The following is a 17,458-nucleotide window of genomic DNA, read 5'->3' as shown; positions in this document are numbered from 1 at the left end:
ATCGCTAGAAACCGTGTTTTCGAAAGTCAGCCATTTTTCAGGAATCCGACGATGGACAAATACGACCGCATGCTCCTCAGCGCCCTGTTGGAAAACGGTCGTGCGTCCTACGCCGACCTGGCGCGCAAAGTGAACCTGTCCGCTCCCGCCGTGGCCGAGCGCGTGGCCAAACTGGAAGCTTGCGGGGTGATCACCGGTTACCAGGCGAAAGTCGACATGGCCAAGCTTGGCTTGCCGATCCAGTGCGTGATCGAACTGCGCCTGAACCAACACGGTAATCAGAAGGCCTACGACGACCTGATCAAAATCCCACAACTGACCGAATGCCACCGGGTGACGGGTGATCCGTGCGTGATCATGCAAGCGGCGGTGGGTTCGATGCCGGAGCTGGAAGAGCTGATCAACCGGATCGCCAAGTTCGGGTTCAGCAAGACGTCGATTGTGTTGTCGAGCGCGATAGAGAAGCGCGTGCCGTTGGGGCAGTTGGAAGGCAATGGCAGAATCTGAAACGGCGCAATCCCTGTGGGAGCGAGCCTGCTCGCGATAGCGGAGTATCAGTCGACATCGATGCTGAATGATAAATCGCTATCGCGAGCAGGCTCGCTCCCACAGGGGATTTGCGGTGTTCTTAGAACCCGCGATGGCGCTTGAGATGCTCATTGATCTTCGCCGCCGGCACTTTCTGCAAGCTCACCAGCAGATCATGGGACAACTCGCGCAACCCGTGCTTCTGCCGCAGTTCTTGTGCCAAATGCGCCGTCAGGTTGGCCGCCATCTCGGCATCGGCCATGGCCCGGTGAGCCTTGCCGGTGTCAGGCAGGTTGGCGAACGTGGTGAGGGTGCCGAGTTTGTGGTTCGGCGCGGCGGGCATCAAACGGCGGGCCAGAAGCAGCGAGCAGGCAAAGTTCTGCAAGCGTGTGCGTTTGATTCGCCCCAGCTCAAAGTCCCAGAACTTCTGGTCGAACGCGGCGTTGTGCGCCAGCAGCGGTGTGATGCCGACGAACTCGTTGACTTCGTTCATCACCTGCTCGGCCGATGGCGCGGTGCGCAGCATGGCGTTGCTGATGCCGGTGAGTTGTTCGATGAAGGCTGGCACGCGCACGCCGGCATTCATCAGGCTTTGGTAACGCTCGACGATGCGCCCCTGTTCAAGGATCACCACGGCAATTTCCGTGGCCCGGCAACTGCTGCTCGGGGAGATCCCGGTGGTTTCAAAGTCGATGACTGCTATGCGTTCCAAACCTGTTTCAACTCCGTATAAATCAATTCTTGAGCAGCAACGCGCCTTCGATCGGCACGTAGCGGCTGGCGGCGCGGATCAGCGAGTTGGCCGTCAGGCCCGGCACGCCGTAGGCCACGGCTTGCACACCGTGCTTGGTGATGATGCGCTCCAGCAGCATGTCGAAATCACCGTCACCGGAGGCCAGCACCACTTCGTCGACATGATCGGCGGCGTCCATGATGTCGAGGGTGATGCCCACGTCCCAGTCACCTTTGGCCGAGCCATCGCTGCGCTGGATGTAGGGCTTGAGCTTCACGACGAAGCCGAGGTTGCGCAGGATCTGCTGGAATTGCTGCTGTTTGCTGTCGCCACGATCGATGGCGTAGGCGTAGGCCTCAACGATCTCGCCCTGTTTGCTGATATCAGCCCACAGCGCGGCATAGTTGAAATGGCAGCCATAGGCCTGACGCACGGTGTAATAGAGGTTCTGGACATCGGCGAACACTGCGATTTTTTTCACCGGTCATCCTCGTTGTCGCGCCGCAGCGCAGGCAGGATCAGGCACCAGGCCCGAAAAGTTGCCCAGTATGCCAGCCTGAAGGATTGTTCCGCGAATAATCAGCCGTGTGGCGAGGGAGCTTGCTCCCGCTGGACTGCGTAGCAGGCCCTTAGGTTCTAAAGCAAGGGGCGCTTCGCACCCCAGCGGGAGCAAGCTCCCTCGCCACAGTGAATCAGACGAAGGAATCGTCGTCGCCGCCGAAGAACGATGAGCTGTCATCGCTGTAGTCGGCGTCGGCAAAGCCGCCCTGATCACTGGAGTTGTCGGCCACGCGCTGATCCTCGTTCCAGCCGCTATCGCCACTTTGATCGTTGACCTGAGCCGGTTCTTCCTTGATCACTTCAGCCACTTCCGGCTGCTGATTCTGATGGAACAGGCTGCTGATGCCTTGCGCCAGCATCACGCCACCGGCCACACCGGCGGCGGTTTTCAGTGCACCACCGAGGAAACCACTGCCGGCAGGCTGTTGCTGGGCGTAATTCTGCCGAGGCGGTGCCGCACCGAAATTCTGTTGTGGCGGCTGCGAGTTGAACGACGGCCGCGCCGGTTCACGCCAGCCGCCACCGCTCGAGGCAGGTGGACTTTGGGTGGGTGCTGGCTGCGGATCACGGGAACCGCCACCGAAGATGCTCGACAAGAAGCCACCGCTGCTGGGTGCAGCCGCCGCCGGCTGCGCCTTGGCCGATTGCAGTTCGGCCTGCAATTGCTCGACTTGCCGGGCGAGTTGTTTGTTCTGTTCGTCGAGGCTTTTGAGAGCCGCCTCTTGCACCAGAATCGCCTGGGTCATGAAATAGCCTGCCGCGGGCTGGCGAGTCAGGTGTTCCTTGATCCGCGCCTCGGCCTGGGCGTCGCGCGGGGCTGAGTCCGTTTCGGCCTGTTGCAGCCGGGAAAACAGTCCATCGATCAGGGTTTGTTCTTCGCTGTTCATGGCGACCTCGTAGATTGCCGGGAAAATCGTCGCCCCTATCCACTGTGGAAAAGGTGCTCATCCGTAATGGAGGCTGATAAAGGATGTTTCAATGGTCTTTACCGAACGTTTACGTTTGCGCCCCAATGCGCTTCATCGGTTAAAGTGGGCCACTGCTTCCAACCTGCGATACCGACTGATGAATTCGTTCGATGTACTGCGTGACTCACTGTATTTCTTCAAGCGCAATCTGGGCCAGATCGTGCAGCTGTGCCTGCCGCTGGTGATTTTCGAGGCGCTGCTGCAACAAGTGGTCGATCACTCCACCGAGCCGGACAGCTTTCCCGGTATCAGCGTGATGGTCGGCTTGCTGGTTTATCCGCTGTACACCGGCGCACTGATCCTGTTTCTCGATGCCCGCAGCCGTGGCGAATCGCCGCGCATTCGCGACCTGCTGTCGAGGTCCGCCTACTTATGGCCGCGGTTTGCCGTGCTGACGGCGCTCAATACACTGCTGATCCTGATCGGCCTGTCGCTGTATTTCCTGCCGGGCATCTGGCTGATGGTGACCCTCGCGTTTGGCGAGTATTTGCTGGTGCTGCGCGGCATGGCACCGCTGGCGGCGATGAAGGAAAGCCTGCGCCTGACCCGCGGCAACTTTCTGCGCATTCTGGTGTGCATTCTCTGCGTAATGGGCCCGTTGTGGGTGCTCAAGGGCGCGACCCTGGCGGTTTATCCAGAACCGCAGAACGCGGTGATTTCCCTGCTGATCGACAGCGCCCACAGCTTCCTGCAACTGTTCGTCAGCGTGGTGCTGTTTCGCTTGTACATGTTGATCGACGAGGTGCCAGAAAAGATTGATCGACCTCTTTAAAGAACAACGCGCCCCTTGTAGCAGCTGGCGAAGCCTGCGTTCGGCTGCGCAGCAGTCGTAAAATCAGTGCTCACGGTGAACCAGGCAGACCGCGCTCGCCGGATTTACGACTGCTTCGCAGCCGAACGCAGGCTTCGCCAGCTGCTACAGGGATATCGTTACGGCTAATTGCCGGGCAGGCCGTTTCGCTCTTGGGATTAAACCCGACGCTCGGTTATGCTCGGGGTCAACTTTTGTAACGCTATAAGCCGAGCCATGACCCGTCTGCTGCGCTACACCCTGCTGGGCCTGTTGATCGCGACCGGCCTGATGGTCTTGCTGATCTACAACCTGACCTGGCGCCCCGAAGCCAAGGAAGCCTTGCCGGTCAGTTGCAACACCCAGGCTCCGACGCTGGTGCCCGGTCAGGCGCTGAAGGTGATGACCTGGAACGTCCAGTACCTGGCGGGAAAACGCTACGTGTTCTGGAATGACCTGGCGGCCGGCAATGACGAAAAACCCACGCCCGAAGACATGGCCTTCAGCCTCGATGAAGTGGCGCGGGTGATCCGTGACGAGCAACCGGACGTCGTGCTGTTGCAGGAGCTCGATGACGGCGCCAAGGCCAGCGATTACCAAAACCAGTTCAAGCTGCTTCAGGAACGAGTCGCGGACCTGTATCCATGCAGCGCCCACGCCTTCGACTGGAAAGCCGATTTCGTGCCTGAGCCGCACATTTTCGGCAGCGTCGGCCGGCAGTTGGTCACCCTCAGCCGCTACCAGATAAAACAGGCCGAACGCCTGCAATTACCGGTCGCACCGGCCAATTTCATCAGCCGTCAGTTCAAACCGAAAAACGCCTTGTTGGTCACGTATCTGCCGTTGAGCGACGGTGGTCAGCTAGCGGTGCTCAACACCCATCTGGACCACGTTCTCCCACCAGACGAAACACTGCAGTCCCAGGTGTCGGCCATCGTCAAAATACTCGACAAACTCGAAAGCCGCAGCACGCCGTGGTTGATCGGTGGCGACTTCAACCTGTTGCCGCTGGGGCAATATCGACGCCTGCCCGACGAGCAACGCACGCCCTACTCTGCCGACAGTGCGCTGCATGTGCTCTGGGACAAATACCCGATGATCCCGACCAACAACGAAGCCAGCGGCATCGACCGGGCGCGGTGGTTGACCCATTACCCGAATGATCCGGGCTTGAACGGCCCGGACCGGACTGTCGACTACCTGTTCTACAGTCCGCGGATCAAACGGGTCGAGGCGACGGTGAGGCAGGACGATACCTTGCGGATCTCCGATCACTTGCCGGTGATTGCAAGGTTCCTCTTGCCGGCAGCGCCTTAACTTCGGTTAAACGCAAAACCTGTGGGAGCGAGCCTGCTCGCGATGGCGTAGTGTCAGTTGACATCTTTGTTGGATGATCAATCGCAATCGCGAGCAGGCTCACTCCCACAGGGATTTGTGCACGGTCAATGTTCCTCCTCCAGCTCATCGTGCAATAGCCCGAAGATCCTGCGCTTCATGTCGATGAACGAGCGCTCCATGACCATGTCCAGGGTCCGTGGGCGTTCGATCGGCACGTCCAGAATCTGCTTGATCCGACCCGGCCGAGCGCCCATCACGTAGACCCGATCACCCAGCAGAATCGCCTCGTCGATATCGTGAGTCACGAACAACACGGTCTTCTTGCTGTTGCCCCAGACCCGCAACAACAGCTGCTGCATTTGCAGGCGCGTCTGGCTGTCGAGCGCGCCGAAGGGCTCGTCCATGAGCAGGATTTGCGGGTCGTTGGCCAGCGCCCGAGCAATCGCCACGCGCTGCATCATGCCGCCGGACAGCTGCTTGGCGTAGTTGTCGGCAAACCCGGACAGGCCGACTTCGTTGACGTAGTAATCGACGATCTCCTTGCGCTGGGCGGCGGCCATGCCGCGACGCTTGAGGCCGAACTCGACGTTCTGCCGCACGGTCAGCCACGGGAACAGCGTATAGCTCTGGAACACCATGCCGCGATCCGCGCCCGGCCCCTGAACTTGCTGGCCACCGACGTAGATCTCGCCTTCCGTGGGCTCATTCAAACCCGCCGTGAGGTACAGCAGACTCGACTTGCCGCAGCCCGAAGGCCCCACCAGCACGGCGAATTGCTGGTCCGGCACTTCGAACGACACCTGATCCAGCGCGGTGAACACGCCACCGTCGGGCTTTTGATAGCGAAGGCTGACCTTGTCCACTTGCAGCCGTGGTGCGGCGTGCACCGGGGCGGGTTGTGGCGTGATGAAACGAGGGTTGACGGCGCTTACTGAGCCCATGCGGCGATCCTCAGACGAAGGAAACGGAACAGTTGATCGGTGACCAGGCCCAGCAGGCCGATGATCGCGATTGCCAGGAAAATCACATCCACTTGAAAGCCGCGCATGGCTTTAAGGCTCAAGTAGCCCAGACCGCTGGAAGCCGCGACCAGCTCGGCAACCACCAGGTAAGTCCAGGCCCAGCCCATGGTCACGCGCAAGGTGTCGAGCACACCCGGCAATGACGCTGGGGCGATCACATGCAGCACCGCATCGCGGCGGTTCGAACCCAAGGTATAGGACGCGTTGATCAGGTCCTTGGAGATGCCTTTGGACACGTCCGCGATCATCACCAGTTGTTGGAAAAACACGCCGAAGATGATCACCGAAACCCGCTGCTCCAGACCGATGCCGATCCACAGGATGAACAGCGGCACGAACGAAGTGACCGGCAGGTAGCGGATGAAATTGACCATCGGCTCAAGGAACGCCTGGACGATACGAAAGCTGCCCATCAACAACCCCAGCGGCACGGCCACCAGCGACGACACGATGAAGCCGACCATCACCACTTCGAGGCTGGCCCACACATGCAGGCCGAGCGTGCCGTCGCGACTCAGGCGCACGGCGGCCTCGACCACCGCGCCCGGTGTCGGCAGGAACATGCCCGGCACCACGCCGCCGTAAGACAACCCGGCCCACAGGCCGACCAACAACACCCAGGCCAGACCGCTCGCGCTCCAGATCACCGAAACCGGCAAACCGGTCTTGGGCGTGATGCAGCGGCTCAGCCATGAATTGCGCTTGAACATGCGAACCTCCTAGAGCGGGCTGACGAAACGGTTGTCGATCAGGTCGTCATGGCTGACGTTGTAGGGTTTGCCCTGCAATTCGCTAGCGGTCTCGTTGGCCAGTTTGATCAGCAGTTCGCTGTCGCCCGGTTTGCCCGGCGAGCCGAGGAGTTTCTCGCTCATGGCCTGATCGTAGAAGCGCACGCCCTGTGCGGCAGCGGCCAGCTCCTTGGGATCGGCGAGGTAACCGCCGACGCCTTTGGCCATGATTTTGTAGGCTTCTTGCGGATGGTCCTTGGTGTACTGCACGGCCTTGTACAGACCGGCCACCAACGCCTTGACGTCTTCCGGCTGCTTTTCAATGACCGTGCAGTTGAGCGCGACCACGTCGACAATCACTCCCGGCGTACTGCTGCTGTCGATCAGCACTTTGCCTTTTTGCTTATTGCGGACCATCGACAGATGCGGTTCCCAGGTCACGGCGGCGGGCACGCGACCGGCGATGAACGCGGTGGCTGCATCGTCAGCCGTCATGTTCTGCACGGTGATGTCGCTCATTTTCATGCCGTGTTTTTTCAGCAGGTACGACAGCCAAAACTGCGAAGTCGAACCTTCGTTCACCGCCACGGCCTTGCCTTTCAACTCCTGCAAACTCTTGACGTCCTTGCCGACCAAAACACCGTCGCCACCATGGCTGTCATCCAGTGCAGCCACAGCCTTGAAGCAGAATTGCGGGCGGTACTTGAGCACCTCGTCGATGGTCGACGCCGAGCCCGACAACTCGCCCGAGGCTTGTGCGGCCATGTACATCGAAGCCTCTTCGACGACGGGCAATTCGACGGTCAAACCGTTTTCCTTGAAGTAGCCCAGGTCTTGAGCCAGGTAGAGCGTGCCGTATCCGACCCACGTGGTGTGGCCGATAGAGAGGGTGCCGGCCTGGGCGCTGGTGGCGACCGTGACGGCGATGGCGGTGACCGCCAGTGGATGAGTGATGCAGTTCAGCAAGGACTTGATCATGGAGCACTCCCAAAGCTGTTGATTTAGTTTTGTCATGGGCAGTACGGCCAGCGGCCTTGGAGAAGTGCTGCCACCTGCGGTCTCTGGTGGACCTTTCGGCGAGCAGCGTTTGGCTGACTGGCGAGGTCGATGTTGGCCCAAGGCCGGGAGAAGGAAAATCAGGAAATATGTCGTTGGGAGTGATGAAAAAACTGGGTAGTGCGCGCCGTAAAAGGGCGCTGTGGGCGGGGATGCCCGAGGTGGGTGCAAAAGGTGAGAGGTGTGTTAAATCGGTAATAGCTATCGCGGGCAAGCCCGCTCCCACAGGGTTTGTGTTGGCCTCAGAATTCCGGCACGACACATAACCTGTGGGAGCGGGCTTGCCCGCGATAAGGTCCGCAGGACCTTCCGGCAATGTCAGAGCCGGCCGTATTCCTGCGCCGTACGATCAACCGCTTTCAGGGTTTTGCCGACCAGTTCATCCACCTCTTCCCGACTGGCAATCAACGCCGGCGCCATGATCATCCGCCCCAACGTCGAGCGAATAATCACCCCCTCTTCAAAACCAATCGTGCGGCAACGCCAGGCAATGTCGCCTTCATTGGCAAAGCGTTTGCGACTGGTCTTGTCCTCAGCCAATTGCAGCGCCGCGACCATGCCGACACCCTGAATATCGCCCACCAACGGGTGATTGCCGAACACCTCGCGCAAGCACTGTTGCAGGTACGGCCCGATGTCATCCTTGACCCGCGCCACCACCCCTTCATCGCGCAACGCCGTGAGGTTGGCGATGGCCACCGCCGCCGCCACCGGGTGCCCGGAATAGGTCAAGCCGTGGGCAAACACCCCGCCCTGCTCCACCAGTACCTGAGCCATTTTCTTCGACAGGATCAGACCGCCCATGGGGATGTAACCCGAGGTCAAACCCTTGGCGATCGACAGCGTGTCCGGCTCGAAACCGAAGTGCTCATGGGCGAACCATTCGCCAGTGCGACCAAAGCCGCCGATCACTTCATCGGCGCACAACAGCACGTCGTACTTGCGGCAGATCCGCTGAATTTCCGGCCAGTAACTTTCCGGTGGAAAGATCATCCCGCCTGCGCCCTGGAACGGTTCGGCGATAAACCCGGCGACCTTGTCCGCGCCGAGTTCGAGAATCTTCGCTTCCAGTTGCTGCGCCGCCCGCAGGCCAAATTCAGCCGGAGTCAGGTTGCCCTCGTGGGCGAAAAAGTACGGCTCATCGATGTGTTCGATGTCGGGAATCATGCCGCCCATTTCGTGCATGAATTTCATGCCGCCGAGCGCTGTCGCTGCCAGGGTCGAGCCGTGGTAACCGTTCCAGCGACCGATCATGATTTTCTTCTCGGGCTTGCCGAGGATCGTCCAGTAACGACGCACGGTGCGGATCAGCACCTCGTTGGCCTCGGAGCCGGAGTTGGTGTAGATCGCGTGGCTGTAGTGCCCCGGCAACAGGCTGAACAGCAGCTCCGAAAGCTCGATCACCTGCGGGTGGGTGGTGTGGAAAAACATGTTGTAGTACGGCAACTGCTCCAACTGCCGAGACGCGGCGGCAGCCAGGTCCTTGCGCCCGTAACCGAGGTTGGTGCACCACAATCCGGACATACCGTCGAGGTAACGCCGACCATCGTTGTCCCACAGGTGCAGGCGCTCGCCACGGACCATCACCCGGGGTCCTTCATCGTTGAGCGCTTTTTGATCGACGAATGCGTGGATGTGGTGCGCAGCGTCGGCGGCCTGGTAGTCGCGGGTTTCACGTGGTGTGGTCATCGCCAGTTCTCCGTTTTGTTATGTGCGGCTGTTATGTGCGCAGCTGAAACCAGGTGGTCTTCAACTGGGTGTATTTATCGAATGAATGCAGCGACAGGTCGCGGCCGAAACCGGATTGTTTGCCGCCCCCGAAAGGCACGGTCACGTCCAGCGCATCGACGCTGTTGACCGACACCGTGCCGGCTCTCAATTGTCGCGCCACGCGGTGGGCGCGATTGAGGTCGTCGGTCCACAGCGACGCGGCCAAACCGTAGACGCTGTCGTTGGCCAGTTGCAAGGCGTGGGCCTCATCATCGAACGCCGTGACCGCCAGCACCGGGCCGAACACTTCATCACGAAACAGCGGCATGTCCGGGCTCACGCCAGTGAAAATCGTCGGCTGAATGAAGTTGTCGGAGCCGTTGAAAATCGACTGTCGACCGCCGCACACCTTGGTAGCGCCGTGGCTCTCGGCGTTTTGGATGAACTTCATGATGCGTGCGGTTTGACGGCTGTCGACGATGGCTCCGGCGCGACTCGACGGGTCCAATGGATCACCCGGCTGCCAGCGCTCAGCCTGCACTTTGAGACGCTCGACGAACTCGTCATGAATCGAACGCTCCACCAGCAACCGCGAGTTGGCCGAGCACACTTCACCCTGATTGAAGAAGATCCCGAACGCGGCTTTCTCTGCAGCGAGGTCGAGGTCCTGGCAATCAGCAAACACCAGATTGGCGCTCTTGCCGCCGCACTCCAGCCACACCTGTTTCAGGTTCGATTGCGCGGAGTACTGCATGAAATATTTGCCGACTTCGGTGGAGCCAGTGAACACCAGACAATCGACATCCGGGTGCAAACCGAGGGCTTTGCCGGTCTGTTCGCCGAGCCCCGGCAACACGTTCAGCACCCCGGCCGGCAGGCCGGCTTCCAGCGCCAGTTCGGCCAGACGCAGGGCGGAAAACGGTGACTGCTCGGCGGGTTTGAGGATCACCGAATTACCCGCCGCCAACGCCGGTGCGAGTTTCCACGCGGCCATGTCCAGCGGGAAGTTCCACGGCACCACCGCAGCGACCACGCCCAGCGCTTCGCGGGTGATGGTCGCCAGCACGTTCTGCGCGCTCGGGGCGATCTGGTCGTAGAGTTTGTCGAGGCTTTCGGCGTACCAGCGAAACACCCCGGCGGCGGCCGGCACGTCGATGTTGTAGGCGTCCATCACCGGTTTGCCCATGTTCAGCGAATCGAGCAGCGCCAGTTCTTCGCGGTGGGTCATGATCAGATCGGCCAGGCGCAACAGCACTTGCTTGCGCTCACTCGGCGAACGCGCCGCCCAGGTGCCGGCCTCGAACACTTGCCGCGCATTGCGCACCGCAGCGTCCACGTCTTCTTCGCCGCACGCGGCCACGTTGGCCAGGCACTGGCCGGTGGCGGGGTTGATCGCGGCGAAGGTCTGCCCCGACTGCGCCGCACGGGGTTTGCCGTCGATCACGGCCTGATCGGGAAACCGCAGCGCAGCGGCTTTGTTTTGCCAGTCTGTAAGCTCGAACACGTTCAGATGCTCCATGGGCTTTTCTTGTGAATTGGATGGTGGCCCAGGCCTGTGTCGAGGAAAAATAGTAAAAATGTCTTCGCAGACCATGAAAAAACTGGGCAGCCGATCTCCCCGGTGGCGCGGTATGTGGTTATTGTTCAGGCACAACAACACCGTCGTCAGAACGGAAGCAGTCGGCGCGAAAATTGCCTGGATGTCGACATCATCCACCCCGAGGTTTGCCGTGGCTGCCTACAACCTGCGTCAATTGAAGTACTTCATCACCACCGTCGAATGCGGCAGCGTCGCCGAGGCCTCGCGCAAGCTGTACATCGCCCAACCGGCGATTTCCACGGCGATCAAAGGCCTGGAAGACAGCTTCGGCGTGCAACTGCTGATCCGTCATCACGCCCAGGGCGTGTCCTTGACCCCCAGCGGTGCCCGCTTCTACCGCAAGGCCCAGGAACTGCTGCGCATGGCCAAGGAGTTCGAACAGAACGCCCTCGCCGACAACGACGTGGTGGCCGGGCAAATCGATATCGGTTGCTTCGAAACGGTCGCGCCGCTGTACCTGCCGCAGTTGATTGCCGGGTTCTCGGCGCTGTATCCGGGGGTGAAAATCCGCATCCGCGACGGCGAGCAGCAAGAGCTGGTGCAAGGCTTGACCTCGGGCACCTTCGACCTGGCGATCCTGTATGAACACGACCTCGACGCCACCATCCAGACCGAACCCCTGATGCCGGCGCAACGGCCTTATGCGTTGCTGCCGGCGGATCATCGCTTTGCACAGCTCAAGCAAGTATCACTGCGCGATTTGTGCCTGGAGCCGATGATTTTGCTGGACGTGCAACCGAGCCGGACCTACTTCGTCAGCCTGTTCGAAGAGTTGGAGCTGACGCCGAACATTGCCTTCAGCTCACCGTCGATCGAGATGGTCCGGGGCATGGTCGGGCAAGGCTTCGGCTTCTCGATCCTGGTCACCCGGCCGCACTCGGAATGCACCTATGACGGCCAGAAAGTGGTGTGCGTGGACATCGTTGAAGACATCACCGGCTCAGGGCTGGTGGCGGCGTGGTTGAAGCGCGGGCAGTTGACCAAACCGGCGCAGTTGTTTGCAGATTATTGCCGCGAGCAGTTGACGGCCAAGGCCGGGACCAGAGCTTAGCGCTTATGATCGTTCCCACGCTCTGCGTGGGAATGCCTCAAGGGACGCTCCGCGTTCCAGCAGCACCGCTGGCGCCGGGCCTGGCACCGAAGTGACGCGGAGCGTCACGGGATGCATTCCCACGCGGAGCGTGGGAACGATCAGCGCTTCAGCTTTTACGGGGTTTGATCCGCGCGGTCGCTTCGGCCACCAGTGGGTCATCCGGCCAATAGTGCTTCGGATACCGACCCTTCAAATCCTTCTTCACCTCGGCATACGTACTGCGCCAGAAGTTCGCCAAATCCTGGGTCACCTGCACCGGCCGTCGCGCCGGGGACAGCAGATGCAGTTTGACCACCTGCCGGCCACCGGCGATCCGCGGGGTTTCCGCCAGGCCGAACAGCTCCTGCAACCGCACCGCCAGAATCGGCGGCTGTTCGCTGTAGTCCAGCCGAATCGATGAACCCGACGGCACGCTCAGATGGTGCGGCGCCAGCTCATCGAGCCGTTGCGGCAGCGGCCACGGCAACAGGTTGTGGACGATGCTCGACAGGTCCAGATTGGCGAAATGACTGAGCCGCGAGACTTTACCCAGATACGGCATCAGCCACTGCTCGAGGCTTTTGAGCAATGCAGCGTCGCTGACATCCGGCCATTCACTCTGCTCCTTACTGCCGAGGTCCAGCTGTCGCAGCAACGCCACGCGCGCTTGCCACTGACGCAGCTCTGGGGTCCACGGCAACAGCTCCAGGCCTTTGCGTCGCACCAGATTGACCAACGCCTGACTGCGGGCAGTTTCATCGAGCCCGGTCAACGGTTCGCGGCTGAGGATCAATTCACCGACCTTGCGCTGACGCTCGGCGCGCAACACGCCTTCGCGCTCATCCCAATCCAGTTGATCGACCACGCGCACTTGCTCGGCCAGCACCGAATCGAACAGCGCCGGATCGAAATCCACCGCCAGATAAATCCGTTCTTCACGCTGGCCCTGGCGACTGCCGAGATCGGCGATCACCAGCCACGGTTGCTTCATCAAACTGTCGGCTTCGGCGAACAACGCCGCACGGCCATTGGCCAAACGATACTCCGCGCCACCGGCACGACGCTGCTGGGCAACGCGGTCGGGATAGGCCAACGCCAACAGCGCGCCCAGCCAACGCGGATGATCCGGATCGCTGACCGGTTCCGACGCTTTACCCCGCAAGTAACCGCGATACTGCCGCGCCAGTTGCCGGGCACGCTGCACGCCACCCTGCGCGCCGCGTGCGGCCCGTTCTTCGCCAGACAACAGCACCAATCGGCTGTGCAGATCCGCCCCGGCGCCACGCAAGATATCCCGCTCGCCGAGCAAGGCCGCGACATCGCAGGCCATGTCGGCCAGGCCGAGCGCCTGACCGCGCAACAGCAAATGCGCGATGCGCGGATGCGCCGGCAGTTCGGCCATGGCCTGACCGTGACGGGTCAGCGCTTCGCCGTCCAATGCACCCAGGCGCTCGAGCAAGTCCTGAGCCTGTGCATAAGCGGCCGCTGGAGGGATGTCGAGCCACACCAATTGCCCCGGTGTCACGCCCCAGCGGCCGAGTTGCAACGCTAATCCGGCAAGGTCCGCCGAGAGGATTTCCGCGCTGGCGTAGGCCGCCAGTTGCTCGTGCTGATCCTGCGACCACAAGCGATAACACACGCCCGGTTCCAACCGCCCGGCCCGACCCGCGCGCTGAGTGGCGCTGGCTTTGGAAATACGCTGAGTGTCGAGGCGGGCCATGCCGCTGCCCGGATCGAAACGCGGTACCCGCGCCAGCCCGGCATCGATTACCACGCGCACGCCGTTGATGGTCAGGCTGGTCTCGGCGATGTTGGTCGCCAGCACCACTTTGCGTTTGCCGGCGGGGGCCGGATCGATCGCGGCGCGTTGCGCGGCCAGATCCAGTTCACCGTGCAACGGGCAGAGCAGAACTTGCGTGCTCTCGCCCAGCGCATCGGCGAGTTGCTGATGCACCCGACGGATTTCCGCCTGCCCCGGCAGGAATACCAGCACGCTGCCGGTCTCATCATTCAAGGCTTCGAGAATGGTCTGCACCAGTCGCGGCTCGATGAACTCACCGGGCTGGAACGGCCGGCCCCAGCGCATCGCCACCGGGTACATGCGCCCTTCGCTGCGCAGGATCGGCGCGTCATTGAGCAACCCGGCCAGGCGCTCGCCCTCCAGAGTTGCCGACATCAACAGGATTTTCAGCGGCTGATCGTCGCGAAACAGCTCGCGGCCATTCAGGCTCAGGGCCAGCGCCAGATCGGCGTCGAGGCTACGCTCGTGGAATTCGTCGAAGATCACCAGGCCAACACCTTCGAGCGCCGGGTCGTCCTGCAAACGGCGGGTCAGAATGCCTTCGGTGACTACTTCGATACGGGTGTTGGGGCCGACTTTGCTGTCGAGACGAATGCGATAACCGACGGTTTCGCCGACCTTTTCGCCCAGCTCACTGGCCAGGCGTTCCGCGGCTGCCCGCGCAGCCAAACGCCGCGGTTCGAGCATCAGAATGGTCTGCCCGGCCAACCAGGGCTCGTTGAGCAAGGCCAGTGGCACGCGGGTGGTTTTACCGGCGCCGGGCGGTGCTTCGAGCACGGCTTCGTGGCGTGTAGCCAAGGCTTCACGCAGGGCGGGTAAAACTTCATCAATCGGCAAAGAAATCATGCTGGCTCCAAAACAGAGCGGCGAGTATAACGGCGAACTGCTCGGCGTTAATGACGGTCCTAATTCATACAGGCGTCCTTTCGTTTTGAAATTACCCAGGAGATTTCATATGCGTATTCCCTTTCGCTTGATTGGCGGTGTATTGGTCGCGACGTTGCTGACCCAGGTCACCGCTTGCGGATCGATTTTCTACCCTGACCGTCGCGGTCAGATTGACGGCAAGATCGACCCGGCCATCGCCGCGCTGGATGCCGTAGGCCTGCTGTTCTACATCATCCCCGGCCTGATCGCGTTCGCCGTGGACTTCGCCACTGGCGCGATTTACTACGCGCCCGGCGAGACCGCACAAGTGGCCCCGGAAAAACTTAAGGAAGCCATCGGCGCCGACGGCAAGGTCGATAATCACAAGTTGCAGACTATTCTTGAAACCGAACTGGGCCGCAGCTTCCCGCTGGATGACCCACGCCTGATCCAGCACAAGGGCAGCGCTCAGCAACTGGCCATGTTCGGCCTGCAACCTGCCGCGTAACCCGTGCACTTAAAGGAATAGCCGCACTTATGATCTCCAGCTCCGAACACGCCCGCCTGCTGCGGCTGGCGACCCGTGCCTCGGTGGCGGTGGCGTGCACGTTGATCGTCGCCAAAGCCATCGCCTGGTGGTTGAGCGGTTCGGTGAGCATGCTCGCCGGGTTGACCGACTCGACCCTCGACGGCGTGACCTCGCTGCTCAACCTGCTCGCTGTGCATTACGCCTTGCGCCCGGCCGACGATGATCACCGGTATGGACACGGCAAGGCCGAGTCGCTGGCGGGCATGGCCCAGGCGTTGTTCATTGGCGGCAGTGCGGTGCTGATCGCCTTGCAGGCGATCGAACGACTGAAACACCCGGAACCGGTGGGTGCGCCGTGGATCAGCATCGGGGTGATTGTGTTTTCCCTGGCGCTGACCCTGGCCCTGTTGGTGTTGCAACATCGGGTCATCAAGGCGACCGGCTCCAACGCGGTGCGCGCCGACTCCCTGCATTACCGCTCGGACCTGCTGCTTAACGGCAGCATTCTGGTGGCGCTGGTGCTCGCCGGGTATGGCTGGCATCAGGTCGACCCTTGGTTCGGTTTGGGGATCGCTGCCTACATTCTCTGGAGCGCGATTCATATCGCCCGGGAAAGTTTTACGGTGCTGATGGATGAAGCGCTGCCAACGGACGTCAGCCAGCACATGCTCGAACTGGCCTGCAGCGTACCGGGAGTGTTGGGGGCGCACGACCTGCGTACGCGGGTTTCCGGCAACCAGTGGTTCGTGCAGTTGCACCTGGAACTGCCGGGGGATTTGACCCTGTCAGTCGCTCACGGCATCAGCGACCAAGCCGCCGATGCGATTCACGCGGCTTATCCGCGAGCCGAAGTGCTGGTGCACGCCGACCCGCAGGAAGTGGTGCTGGCAGGCACGGCTCAGAAAGAAACCTGATAACCGCGACTGCTCAGGCAGTTGCCTTGGGCCTGACGGTAGGCTTGCACCACCGACGGGGCTGGCTGGTAGGTGGCCGTTCGCGGATCGAAACCACTCTGCTGCACCGCATATTGATAGCACTCGTAACCGTCCTGGTTGACCTGCTCTGGCGACTGACCGTTGGCCGGATACGCCACCACGTCATAACCATTACTGACCGGTTGCGGCTGCGGTTGTACGGGCGGCTCGACCACGACGTAATCCTGAGTGCTTTGCTGATAGGCGTAATAAGAGCCGGCCGCGAGGAACAACAGCGCCCCGCCGATCCACACTTCGCGCGCGTAATCGGGCAAGTAGCTGACGCGAATCCCGCGTGGCGGTTGCACCACCACATAGCGTGGGCCTTGTGGGCGATACCAGTAGCCGCCGGAGTAGAAGTAGTCCTGACCACGGTACGGCACACGGTAATCACGGTCGGGGAAGCGATCGATCACATGACCGGGACGGTATTGCGGGCCAGGTCCCCAGCCATTGCCATGCCCATCCGGGCGACCGGCCCAGCGATAGTCGTCGGGACGCGGACCGTTGTTTTGCCAATGCGGGTTGTTATCGTTGCGCCGCGGCACGTCCTGGTAGTAACCACGCTGCGGCTGCTGGGTCTGGCGCACGGTATCGGGCCGGCCCTGGATCGGCAGGTCATTGGCCGGTAGCTGCGGCGGCCGATCCGGACCGTTGTAATCATGCGGCGCCCGGTTCTGCCGTTGACCGTCGTTCTGATTCTGGCCGTTGTGCTCAAACTGACGGCTGTTGTCGCCACGAATGATGTCGTTGTTCTGCGCACGCGGCGGGTTATTGCCGCCGTGGCCCTGATTGTTGCCCTGATGGCCATCCGAGCCGCGTTGCCCGCTGTCGGGGCCACGGTCTTGCGGCTCATCGGCCAGCGATTGCGCAGTGACACTTACATATAGCAAACCAACACCGGCCAAACGCCAGATGCGCGACTTCATGCTTTTCCTCACTGCGGGTTAGGGCCTGAACGTAAGACTGGGAAAGCACAGGCCGGTTCTGCAACAGGTTATCAGTCGCGCAACTTATTTATTGAGGGTGGTCGGCAAATTGCGGGCAAAAGAAAAGGGAGACCCGTCGGCCTCCCTTTGAGAACTTCGTCCGTGCTCGACGCTTTTGACGTCGGCTCACCTCACGCCGTCTTCTGGACAGTGTGTAGCTCGGGGGTCGGCTCATCCCCGGTGGGGGTGGCG

At 61.3% G+C, this 17,458-nt stretch carries 16 protein-coding genes; 6 read left to right on the top strand and 10 right to left on the bottom strand.

All coding sequences use genetic code 11. The features are described from left to right. Window positions 1-51: 51 nt before the first annotated feature. Entirely contained in the window at window positions 52-507 is a 456-nt protein-coding gene (locus tag ACQ4OB_RS05185; protein WP_102615750.1) for an Lrp/AsnC family transcriptional regulator, read from the top strand. A 121-nt stretch (window positions 508-628) separates the two neighbouring features. Here the strand turns inward: ACQ4OB_RS05185 and ACQ4OB_RS05180 are convergent, their stop codons facing one another. From ACQ4OB_RS05180 to ACQ4OB_RS05170, 3 genes are all read right to left on the bottom strand, one after another. Beyond that, the gene (locus ACQ4OB_RS05180; RefSeq protein WP_134103344.1) at window positions 629-1,240 is read right to left on the bottom strand and encodes a 3'-5' exonuclease; all 612 of its coding nucleotides are present in this window, start codon (window positions 1,238-1,240) and stop codon (window positions 629-631) included. A 22-nt stretch (window positions 1,241-1,262) separates the two neighbouring features. Then, window positions 1,263-1,742 (bottom strand): NYN domain-containing protein, encoded by a 480-nt coding sequence (locus tag ACQ4OB_RS05175; RefSeq protein ID WP_008149222.1) that lies wholly within the window; start codon window positions 1,740-1,742, stop codon window positions 1,263-1,265. Between the two features lie 211 nt (window positions 1,743-1,953). Continuing rightward, the gene (locus ACQ4OB_RS05170; RefSeq protein WP_102615752.1) at window positions 1,954-2,709 is read right to left on the bottom strand and encodes a DUF2076 domain-containing protein; all 756 of its coding nucleotides are present in this window, start codon (window positions 2,707-2,709) and stop codon (window positions 1,954-1,956) included. A 178-nt stretch (window positions 2,710-2,887) separates the two neighbouring features. On the opposite strand from ACQ4OB_RS05170, the gene ACQ4OB_RS05165 reads away from it, so the two are divergent. Then, the gene (locus ACQ4OB_RS05165) at window positions 2,888-3,562 is read left to right on the top strand and encodes a YciC family protein (RefSeq protein WP_430955276.1); all 675 of its coding nucleotides are present in this window, start codon (window positions 2,888-2,890) and stop codon (window positions 3,560-3,562) included. Between the two features lie 255 nt (window positions 3,563-3,817). Next, window positions 3,818-4,897: an endonuclease/exonuclease/phosphatase family protein gene (locus ACQ4OB_RS05160; protein WP_430955235.1), complete on the top strand. Its 1,080-nt coding sequence runs from the start codon at window positions 3,818-3,820 to the stop codon at window positions 4,895-4,897. Window positions 4,898-5,022: 125 nt separating this feature from the next. Here ACQ4OB_RS05160 and ACQ4OB_RS05155 read toward each other — a convergent pair whose 3' ends face one another. The 5 genes from ACQ4OB_RS05155 to ACQ4OB_RS05135 all read right to left on the bottom strand — a co-directional run bounded on the left by ACQ4OB_RS05155 (window position 5,023) and on the right by ACQ4OB_RS05135 (window position 10,938). After that, window positions 5,023-5,859 carry an ABC transporter ATP-binding protein gene (locus ACQ4OB_RS05155; protein WP_074871136.1) on the bottom strand — a complete coding sequence of 279 codons (837 nt, stop codon included), beginning with the start codon at window positions 5,857-5,859 and terminating at the stop codon, window positions 5,023-5,025. Beyond that, window positions 5,847-6,650 carry an ABC transporter permease gene (locus ACQ4OB_RS05150; RefSeq protein WP_008149230.1) on the bottom strand — a complete coding sequence of 268 codons (804 nt, stop codon included), beginning with the start codon at window positions 6,648-6,650 and terminating at the stop codon, window positions 5,847-5,849. Before ACQ4OB_RS05150 ends, ACQ4OB_RS05155 begins: the two co-directional genes overlap by 13 nt. 9 nt (window positions 6,651-6,659) lie before the next feature. Continuing rightward, window positions 6,660-7,646, bottom strand: coding sequence for an ABC transporter substrate-binding protein (locus ACQ4OB_RS05145; protein ID WP_074871140.1), 987 nt, complete (start codon window positions 7,644-7,646; stop codon window positions 6,660-6,662). 396 nt (window positions 7,647-8,042) lie between these two features. After that, window positions 8,043-9,413, bottom strand: coding sequence for an aspartate aminotransferase family protein (locus tag ACQ4OB_RS05140; protein WP_074871142.1), 1,371 nt, complete (start codon window positions 9,411-9,413; stop codon window positions 8,043-8,045). 31 nt (window positions 9,414-9,444) lie between these two features. After that, the gene (locus ACQ4OB_RS05135; protein WP_430955275.1) at window positions 9,445-10,938 is read right to left on the bottom strand and encodes an aldehyde dehydrogenase; all 1,494 of its coding nucleotides are present in this window, start codon (window positions 10,936-10,938) and stop codon (window positions 9,445-9,447) included. Between the two features lie 226 nt (window positions 10,939-11,164). Between ACQ4OB_RS05135 and ACQ4OB_RS05130 the strand changes: the two genes are divergently transcribed. Continuing rightward, window positions 11,165-12,085, top strand: a complete 921-nt coding sequence (locus tag ACQ4OB_RS05130; protein WP_430955274.1) for a LysR substrate-binding domain-containing protein — start codon at window positions 11,165-11,167, stop codon at window positions 12,083-12,085. A 148-nt stretch (window positions 12,086-12,233) separates the two neighbouring features. Here ACQ4OB_RS05130 and hrpB read toward each other — a convergent pair whose 3' ends face one another. Then, window positions 12,234-14,753, bottom strand: a complete 2,520-nt coding sequence (gene hrpB / locus ACQ4OB_RS05125) for an ATP-dependent helicase HrpB (RefSeq protein WP_430955234.1) — start codon at window positions 14,751-14,753, stop codon at window positions 12,234-12,236. 109 nt (window positions 14,754-14,862) lie between these two features. On the opposite strand from hrpB, the gene ACQ4OB_RS05120 reads away from it, so the two are divergent. Both ACQ4OB_RS05120 and ACQ4OB_RS05115 read left to right on the top strand, forming a co-directional pair. Next, entirely contained in the window at window positions 14,863-15,282 is a 420-nt protein-coding gene (locus ACQ4OB_RS05120; protein WP_074871145.1) for a polyribonucleotide nucleotidyltransferase, read from the top strand. Window positions 15,283-15,311: 29 nt separating this feature from the next. Further along, complete coding sequence (locus ACQ4OB_RS05115; protein WP_074871147.1) at window positions 15,312-16,217, top strand: cation diffusion facilitator family transporter; 906 nt, start codon at window positions 15,312-15,314, stop codon at window positions 16,215-16,217. Here ACQ4OB_RS05115 and ACQ4OB_RS05110 read toward each other — a convergent pair. Continuing rightward, a complete protein-coding gene (locus tag ACQ4OB_RS05110; RefSeq protein ID WP_430955233.1) occupies window positions 16,202-17,206 on the bottom strand; it encodes a DUF6515 family protein in 1,005 nt (334 codons plus the stop codon). The two genes, ACQ4OB_RS05115 and ACQ4OB_RS05110, sit on opposite strands and share 16 nt — an antisense overlap. Between the last annotated feature and the right edge of the window lie 252 nt (window positions 17,207-17,458).

This window comes from Pseudomonas sp. ES4 (assembly GCF_050586665.1).
Lineage (GTDB): Bacteria > Pseudomonadota > Gammaproteobacteria > Pseudomonadales > Pseudomonadaceae > Aquipseudomonas > Aquipseudomonas frederiksbergensis.
Note: the sequence above shows the minus strand (reverse complement) of the source record. Positions and strands in the feature narration are given on the sequence as shown.